Source organism: Longimicrobium sp., assembly GCF_036387355.1.
Classification (GTDB): domain Bacteria; phylum Gemmatimonadota; class Gemmatimonadetes; order Longimicrobiales; family Longimicrobiaceae; genus Longimicrobium.
In genome coordinates this window covers 1-8,155 of sequence record NZ_DASVTX010000023.1, presented here as the reverse complement: position 1 = coordinate 8,155, position 8,155 = coordinate 1, and the positions used below count along the sequence as shown (strand labels likewise).

Sequence of the window (8,155 nt, the reverse complement as noted above, 5' to 3'; positions counted from 1 at the left end):
GGCGCCGCGGGACGCGCCTCCGCCCTGGGCTGCTCCACGGGCGGAGTGGGCACGGGCGGGGGAGTGGGCTGCGGCGGAATGAGCGCCTCGTCCTCCGGCACCACCACGGGCGGCGTTTCGGGCACGGGAGCCGGCGCGGGGGGCGCAATGTCGATGTACGACACCACTTCGTCCCCGCCGCCTCCCCCGCCTCCGCCGCCGCCGCCCGCATCCGGAAACTGCAGGGCAGGCCCGTCGCCCGCCGGCGCAATGGCCAGCAGCGCCGTGGAACGGCTCATCCAGATGAACAGGACGAGCAGCAGCACGTGCGCCGCGCCCGCGGCGATCGCCGCCGGAACGCGCCCCGGCCGTTGAGGCTTCCGTTGTCCACCCGCGTACTCAAACACCCGGACCTCGCTCCTGTGTCGTGCCGCGCACCATGCGCCTGCGTTCTGTGATACCGCCGAACCGGCGGCGTTGATCCCCGTACGGAAAGAGGCGGGCCAAAGTTGCGGCCCGCCTCCGCGCGTCCATGCCGTTCCGCGCCTAACGGCCGATCCAGTAGCTCGCCTTGATGACGAACACGTTGTCCGGCTGCTGGCGGAACACTGCGTCCGCGTCGCGCCGGAATGCGAAGTCGCCGTAGCCCTCGGCGCCCGCCCGCTGCTGCTGCCACACGAAGAAGAGCGTGCTCCCCGGGCGGTACTCCCAGCGCACCACGGCGTTGCCGCGCAGGCTGCGGAAGTTGAAGTCCGGGTTGCCGAACACAAAGGCCGGCGTGGCCGCGTTGCGGTCGGGGTTTAGCGAGTACGCCACCACCCGGCCGTCCTCCGCCAGCGGCGTGATCTGCGCCGCGTCGAACTCGCGCTTGTCCAGCGTGCGCGTGGCGGTGAACTCCTTGAACCGGTCAAACTCGCCCGTGGCAATGAACGGCTGCGCGAACAGCTCCAGCGTCAGCGTGGGGCTGAACGTCCAGTTGAGGCGCGTGTTCATGGACAGCGTGCGCTGGTGCAGGTCCGAGAACACCGCGCGCTGCCCGAAGAAGTGGTCCGCCGTCGCATCGGCGAAGCCGGCGACGTACTGCTGCGTGTTGTACGTGGACGAGTACGCCGGGCCGACGGAAAACTGCACGTTACTGACGGGCTTTACGCGCACGCTCAGGTCCGCGCTCCAGTTCCATCCGCCGTCCTCGTCGGTGATGTACCGCGGGTTGGTGCTCAGCACCACCTTGCGGCGCGGGTCCGTGCTCACGTTCAGCGCCACCAGGAAGTCCGCCGGGTTGCGAACCACCGGCCCGCCGCGCGTAAGCCGGTCGTCGCTGAACTGCGTGTTCACGATGCTGAACCCGCTCACGCGCCAGTAGTTGGCCAGCTGCCCGCCCAGGTAGACGTGAAAGTCGCGCCCGGTCAGGTCGCCGTCAAAGTTCACCTGCTGCTGGCTGCCGATGATGGCGGCCATGTCGCGGTAGCGCCGGGTGGGCCGGTTCCACACGCGGATCAGGTTGGCGTTGCCCCACACGTAGTCCGCGCGCGGCAGGTAGCCCAGGTCGTTGGTCTCGAATCCCGGGCTGCGGAAGTCCAGCGCCGTTTCCCACTGCCAGTCGCCCGCGTCCTTGGCCACGCGCGTGTACCCGCCAATGCCGCGCAGCGAGCGCGCGCGCGGGTCCAGCCGGTCGCTGAACACGCCGTTGACCCCCGCGTCGCGGTCCGGCCGCTGAAAGTAGCGCGCGGGCGAGTTCTGCAGCCGCATGATGGCGGCGGAGTCGCCTCCCGCCTCACTCACCACCAGGTTGCCGATCCACCCGTACCGCCGGTCCTTCCAGTACACGCTCCAGTCGGCGCCCACCGCCTCGGCGCGCGAGGGAAGAAACCCGCGCAGCGCGTCGGAGTCGAACCCGCGCAGCACCGACGTGGCCAGCCCGCCCACCGTCACGTTGCCGCCGCGCATGTTCTGCCGCACGCGGCCCACGAAGTAGTTGGTCGCCGGCTCCACCTCTTCCGTAAAGCGGTCGCCCTCCGGCGAAATGGCCAACGCCCGCTCGCGGCGCGTCACGGCATCCATCACCCCCACCTGCAGCCCGCCCGCCAAGCGCCCGGTGACCTTGGCCGCGCCCAGGATGTTGCTGCTTTCCGGCGAGTGCGTAAAAGCGGCCGCCTGCGTCACGAAGCCCTGCGGCGACCGCCCGATGCGCCGCGAGTAGAAGGGCGACATCGAACTGATGTTGCTGCAGAAGTGGCAGTTGAACTCGCCGAAGTCGAAGAGCCCGCTCCCTTCGATGAAGAACGGGCGCTTCTCGGAAAAAAACGTTTCGTACTGGGACAGGTTCACCACCGCGGGGTCCACCTCCACCTGCCCGAAGTCGGGGTTGATGGTGGCGTCCAGCGTGAGGGTGCTGGTGAGCAGCGCCTTTACGTCGCCGCCCACGCGCACGTCGCCGCTGCGCCGGTCCTCAAAGGGGCTCCCCGGCTGCACCGGCTGCACGAACGAGCCGCGCGCCAGCACGTACGGCAGCAGCTCCACCGAGCGGCGGTGGCGCGGCGCCCGCAGCCCCGACACGTGGCCGAAGCGGCTGGGCCCGCCGGATTCGCCCTTGCCCCAGAACGACCACATGTCCTGCTCGTTCTTGCGCTCAATGAAGCGCCACACCTGCATCCCCCACACCTGCTCGGCCACGGAGGGGTAGCGCAGCTGGCTGAAGGGGACGCGGAACTCCGCCGTCCACCCGGCCGAATCCACCCGCGTGGCCACCGTGTACACCGGGTCCCACGACGGGTCCGCGTACGGGGACGACTGCCCCGCGTCGTACTTTACGCCGGACGGGTTCACCTGCAGCACCGTGCGGCCGGTGTGGTCGTGGTAGGTGTCGAACACCAGCTGGATGTAGTCGCCCTCCAGCCCCTCGTCGCGGCGGCCCAGGCGGGTGCGCACCCCGGCCGCGCCCAGCGAATCGTGCATCCGCGCGCCGATGTACAGCGCCTCGTCGTCGTACGCGATGCGCACCTCCGTGCGCTCCGACGCGGGCTGCCCCTCGTGCGGATCCTGCTGGCGAAAGTCCGTGGCGGGCTGCGCCGATCGCCACACCGCCTCGTCCAGCCGGCCGTCAATGGAAATGGGCTCGGTGCCGCGCACCGCCTGCATCTGCGGCGTGGGCGCGGCGGAGTGCGCCGGCTGCTGCTGCGCCGCCGCGGAGCTCGCGCCGGTGAGCGCGGCGGCGACGCAGGCGAAAAAACGCCAGTTGGGCATGGGACGGCCGTAAGTCGAAAGGGGATGGATCGGGTGCGGGCACCGGCGCGCCCGTGGGCGCGGGGATTCTTGTGGAGGATGCCCGCCCGGGTTCTGGTTTTCCGGCATGGAGGACCGGCCCGGAGCGCGGGGCATGATGCTTGGATGCTCCGTCCGGGAAAAAGGTTTACTCGAGGGTGAACGGAGCGCGGGGGCTCCGGGTTTCAGCCACTCACGAGAACGACGAAAAAGCGGCGCCGTGACACGGGGTCACGGCGCCGCGCCGCTCTCGATCGGGCTACAGTTCGATCTGCGCCCCCAGTTCCACCACCCGGTTGGGCGGCAGGCCGAAGTACGCCGTGGCCGGCCGCGCGTTGCGCGACATCACCGAAAACACCCGCTCCCGCCACATGGCCATCCCCGGCGTGCGCGAGGCGATCAGCGTTTCGCGGCCCAGAAAGTAGCTGGTTTCCATCGCCTTCAGCGGCAGGTCCGGCCGGTTCACCCCCGCCAGCGCCTGCGGAATGTCGGGGTCCTCCTTGAAGCCGTATCGCAGCCCCACGCGAAAGATTCCGCTCCCCAGCGGCGACACGGTCACGCGGTCCGCCTCGTCCACCACGGGAATCTCTTCCGTTTCCACCGTCAGCAGCACCACGCGCTGATGCAGCACCTTGTTGTGCATCAGGTTGTGCAGCAGCGCGGGCGGCGTGCCCGAGGCGTTGCCGTACATGTAGACGGCCGTTCCCGGCACGCGCACGTAGGTGCTCTTTTCGATGTCGGCCATGAACAGGTCGATGGGGAGCACGTTGTGCTGCATGCGGTCCGCCAGAATCTGCCGCCCCTTCTTCCACGTGGTGAACGCCGTAAAGAAGACGGCCGCGATCACCAGCGGAAACCAGCCGCCGTGCGGGATCTTGACCAGGTTGGCGCCCCAGAACCCCAGGTCCACCACCAGGAACGCCGCCGCCAGCGCCGCCACCCTGGGCATGGACCAGCCGAACCGGTCGCGCGCCACGAAGGCGAACAGAATGGTGGTGAACACCATGTCCGTCGTTACCGCGACGCCGTACGCCGCCGCAAGGTTGCTGCTCGTCCGGAAGCCCAGCACCAGCCCGATGCAGGCCAGCATGAGCAGCCAGTTGATGGACGGAATGTAGATCTGCCCGATCTGCCGCTCCGAGGTGTGCTCGATGCGCAGCCGCGGCAGGTACCCCAGCTGCACCGCCTGCCGCGTGAGCGAGAACGCGCCCGAAATCACCGCCTGCGACGCGATCACCGTCGCCAGCGTCGTCAATCCCACGAGCGGATACAGCGCCCACTTGGGCGCCATCAGAAAGAAGGGGTGCTCGATCGTCCTCGGATCGCCGATGATCAGCGCCCCCTGCCCGAAGTAGTTCAGGAACAGGCAGGGAAGCACGATGGCGAACCAGGTGAGCTGAATGGGCTTCTTGCCGAAGTGGCCCATGTCGGCGTACAGCGCCTCGCCGCCGGTCACCACCAGGAACACGGAGCCCAGCACAAGGAATCCGGGCCAGCCGTTGCGGATGAAGAACTCCGCGCCGTGCATCGGGTTGAGCGCCAGGAACACCTCCGGCCGCCGCACCACCTGGTTGAGCCCCAGCGCGCCCAGCGTGATGAACCAGAGCAGCGTCACCGGCCCGAACACCCGCCCGATCCCCGCCGTGCCCCGCGACTGCACGGCAAAGAGCAGCACCAGGATGGTGATGGTGATGGGGAGGATGTAGGGCTCAAAGAGCGGGGTGGCGATCTTGAGGCCTTCCACCGCGCTCAGCACCGAGATGGCGGGGGTGATCATGCTGTCGCCGTACAGCAGCGACGCGCCGAACAGGCCGATCAGCACCAGCGTCCACCGCCGGCTCCCCACCCGCATGCGGCGCGGCGGCGCCACCAGCGCCGTGAGCGCGATCATCCCGCCCTCGCCGCGGTTGTCGGCCCGCATCACAAAGAGCAGGTACTTGATGCTGATGACGATGACCAGCGCCCAGAAGATGAGCGACAGCACGCCCAGCACGTTCTCGCGCGAGGGCGACAGGCCGTAGTGGTGGCCCAGCGCCTCGCGGATGGCGTAGATGGGACTGGTGCCGATGTCGCCGTACACCACGCCCAGCGCGGTGAGCGCCAGGACGTAGAAGTACCGCCCGGTCGGCTCCTGATGTTGGTTCTCGGACACGCGGCCCACGGCTGAAAGGTGCGGCGGCGGGACGGTCCCGCCGCGTGGTCGTCAGGGCGCTACAGCCGGATCTGGGCCCCCAGCTCCACCACCCGGTTGGGCGGCAGGCCAAAGAACGCCGTCGCCGGCCTCGCGTTGCGCGACATGAGCGCAAACAGCTTCTCGCGCCACTTCATCATCCCCGGATCGCTGCTGGGGATGAGCGTTTCACGCCCCAGAAAGTACGTCGTGCGGCCGGGGCTCAGGTCCAGCCCGTCCACCTTCACGTCGGCCAGCGCCGCGGGAATGTCGGGCTCCTCCATGAAGCCGTAGCGCAGCGTCATGCGGTAGAATCCGTGCCCAAGTTCCTGCACGGCCACGCGCTCCCCGTCCTGCAGGTGCGGCACCTCTTCCGTGACCACGGCCAGAAAGACCGTGTGCTGGTGCAGCACCTGGTAGTGCTTCAGGCTGTGCAGCAGTGCGGGAGGCGTGCCGTTGGGGTTGCCGTACATGAACACGGCCGTGCCGCGCACCCGGTGCGGCGGGTTGGCGCCCACGTCCGACAGGAACAACTCCACTGGCAGCGTGCTGCTGCCCAGGCGGTCGGCCAGGATGCGGCGCCCCGTCTTCCACGTGGTCATCAGCCCGAAGATGATGGCGCCCACCACCAGGGGAAACCAGCCGCCGTGCGGGATCTTGATGATGTTGGCGCCCAGGAAGGCGAAGTCGATCGTCAGAAACACCGCGGTGAACGACCATGACGCCAGCCGCGGCCACTTCCACTTTTCGCGCTCCACGGTAAAGAGCAGCAGCGTCGTCACCACCATCGTCGTGGTCACCGCCACGCCGTACGCGGCCGCCACGTGCGTGCTGTCGCGAAAGCCCAGCACCAGGCCGATGCACGACACCATCAGCACCCAGTTGATGGCGGGGATGTAGATCTGCCCCCGCTCGCGCGACGAGGTGTGCTCGATCTGCACGCGCGGCATGTAGCCCAGCTGCACCGCCTGCATGGTGAGCGAGAACGCCCCCGTGATCAGCGCCTGGGACGCGATCACCGCCGCCATGGTGGCGATCACCACCACGGGGTACAGCGCCCACTGCGGCACCATGCGGTAAAAGGGGTTGTCCACCGCGGCGGGGTTGTGAATGAGCAGTGCGCCCTGCCCGAAGTAGTTCAGCATCAGCGCGGGGAGCACCACCCAGTACCACGCCAGCCGGATGGGCTTGCGCCCGAAGTGCCCCATGTCGGCGTACAGCGCTTCGCCGCCGGTCACCACCAGGAACACGGAGCCCAGCACCAGAAAGCCGTTCCACCCGTTGTGGAGAAAGAAACGCGCCCCGTACAGCGGATTCATGGACCACAGCACGCTGAAGTCGCGCACCAGGTTCGCCACCCCCAGCACGGCGATCAGCACGAACCAGAGCAGCGTCACGGGGCCAAAGATTCGGCCCACCCCTCCCGTGCCGTACTTCTGCACCGCGAACAGCGCGATCAGAATGGCGATGGTGATGGGGATGATGTACGGCTCAAAGAACGGGGTGGCCACCTTCAGCCCCTCCACCGCGCTCAGCACGGAGATGACCGGGGTGATCATTCCGTCCCCGTACAGCAGCGCCGTGCCGAACAGCCCCAGCATGATGAGCACCCAGCGGCTGTTCTTGCGCAGCGCGCCCACGGGCGTCACCAGCGAGGTCAGCGCCAGAATGCCGCCCTCGCCGCGGTTGTCGGCCCGCAGCACGAAGATGGCGTACTTGATGGAGATCACCAGCAGCAGGGCCCAGAAGATCAGGGACAGGACGCCCAGAACGTTGTCGCGGGTGGGTTCGATGCCGTGGGTGTGGTGAAAGGATTCGCGGACCGCGTACAGCACGCTGGTTCCGATATCGCCATAGACAACGCCCAGCGCGGAGAGCGAAAGCAGCGCCAGGTAGCGCCCCTTCGGCTCGGCGTGTCCGTGTTCGTTTGCGCTCACGACAGTTTCCGTGGTCAAAAAGTGCAGCGGTGCCCAAGCGGTCGCCGCCGGGCACCCTGCGCAACCCGCGGGTGCGTGTGCAACCGCGGTGCCGGACTTCCATCCCGCGTCCGGCGCGCGACAAGGTCGGCGTCGCGGCGGGGCGCGTCAACGATACGGCGCGCCGCGCGGATAGTTGCGAGTTCCCGGCCTCGCGCCAGCCGCCATCCGCGGCTGGCCATCCGCCCCGCGGCGCCCGCCGTCTGCCGCCTGCCGCCTGCCGTCTGCATCCGCCGTCCGCCGTCCGCCGTCCTCGGGGACGAGGAACCCGGCGGGTCCGGGATGATGGAACGCGAAAGGCCCCTTCCGTGTGGAAGGGGCCTTTTCGCGCCCGGGGGCCGTTGGATCAGTCGTCGCTGTCGACGGCGGCGGCGGCGATGCCGTTCATCCCCAGCACCTCCTTGACCTGCGCCTCGATGGCGGCCGCCACCTGCGGGTTCTCCTGCAGAAAGGCCTTGGCGTTCTCGCGCCCCTGCCCCAGCCGCACGTCGCCGTACGAGAACCACGCGCCGGACTTGTTGATCACGTCCTGCTCCACCGCGAGGTCCACGATGATGCCGTAGTGGTCGATGCCCACGTTGAACATGATGTCGAAGTCCGCCTGCTTGAACGGCGGCGCCACCTTGTTCTTCACCACCTTCACCCGGGTCTTGTTCCCGACCAGCTCCTCCTTGTCCTTGATGGAGCCGATGCGCCGGATGTCCATGCGGAGCGAGGCGTAGAACTTGAGCGCGCGTCCACCGGTAGTCGTCTCCGGCGAGCCGAACAT

At 68.5% G+C, this 8,155-nt stretch carries 3 protein-coding genes and 2 pseudogenes; all 5 read right to left on the bottom strand.

Annotation, left to right across the window (positions count from 1 at the left end; genetic code table 11):
• Nucleotides 1-305 (bottom strand): annotated as a pseudogene (locus VF665_RS01200) (hypothetical protein); the annotation flags it as partial.
• A 220-nt stretch (nt 306-525) separates the two neighbouring features.
• The gene (locus VF665_RS01195) at nt 526-3,222 is read right to left on the bottom strand and encodes a DUF5916 domain-containing protein (RefSeq protein WP_331051569.1); all 2,697 of its coding nucleotides are present in this window, start codon (nt 3,220-3,222) and stop codon (nt 526-528) included.
• Nucleotides 3,223-3,499: 277 nt separating this feature from the next.
• Complete coding sequence (locus tag VF665_RS01190; RefSeq protein WP_331051568.1) at nt 3,500-5,392, bottom strand: potassium transporter Kup; 1,893 nt, start codon at nt 5,390-5,392, stop codon at nt 3,500-3,502.
• Between the two features lie 59 nt (nt 5,393-5,451).
• Nucleotides 5,452-7,374, bottom strand: coding sequence for a potassium transporter Kup (locus VF665_RS01185; RefSeq protein ID WP_414677930.1), 1,923 nt, complete (start codon nt 7,372-7,374; stop codon nt 5,452-5,454).
• A 358-nt stretch (nt 7,375-7,732) separates the two neighbouring features.
• Nucleotides 7,733-8,155, bottom strand: a pseudogene (locus tag VF665_RS01180) (DNA recombination/repair protein RecA); the annotation flags it as partial.

Bases quoted from the DNA above. Each gene is read 5' to 3' on its own strand.
- VF665_RS01195 (WP_331051569.1), bottom strand. From the start codon at position 3,222: ATGCCCAACTGGCGTTTTTTCGCCTGCGTCGCCGCCGCGCTCACCGGC.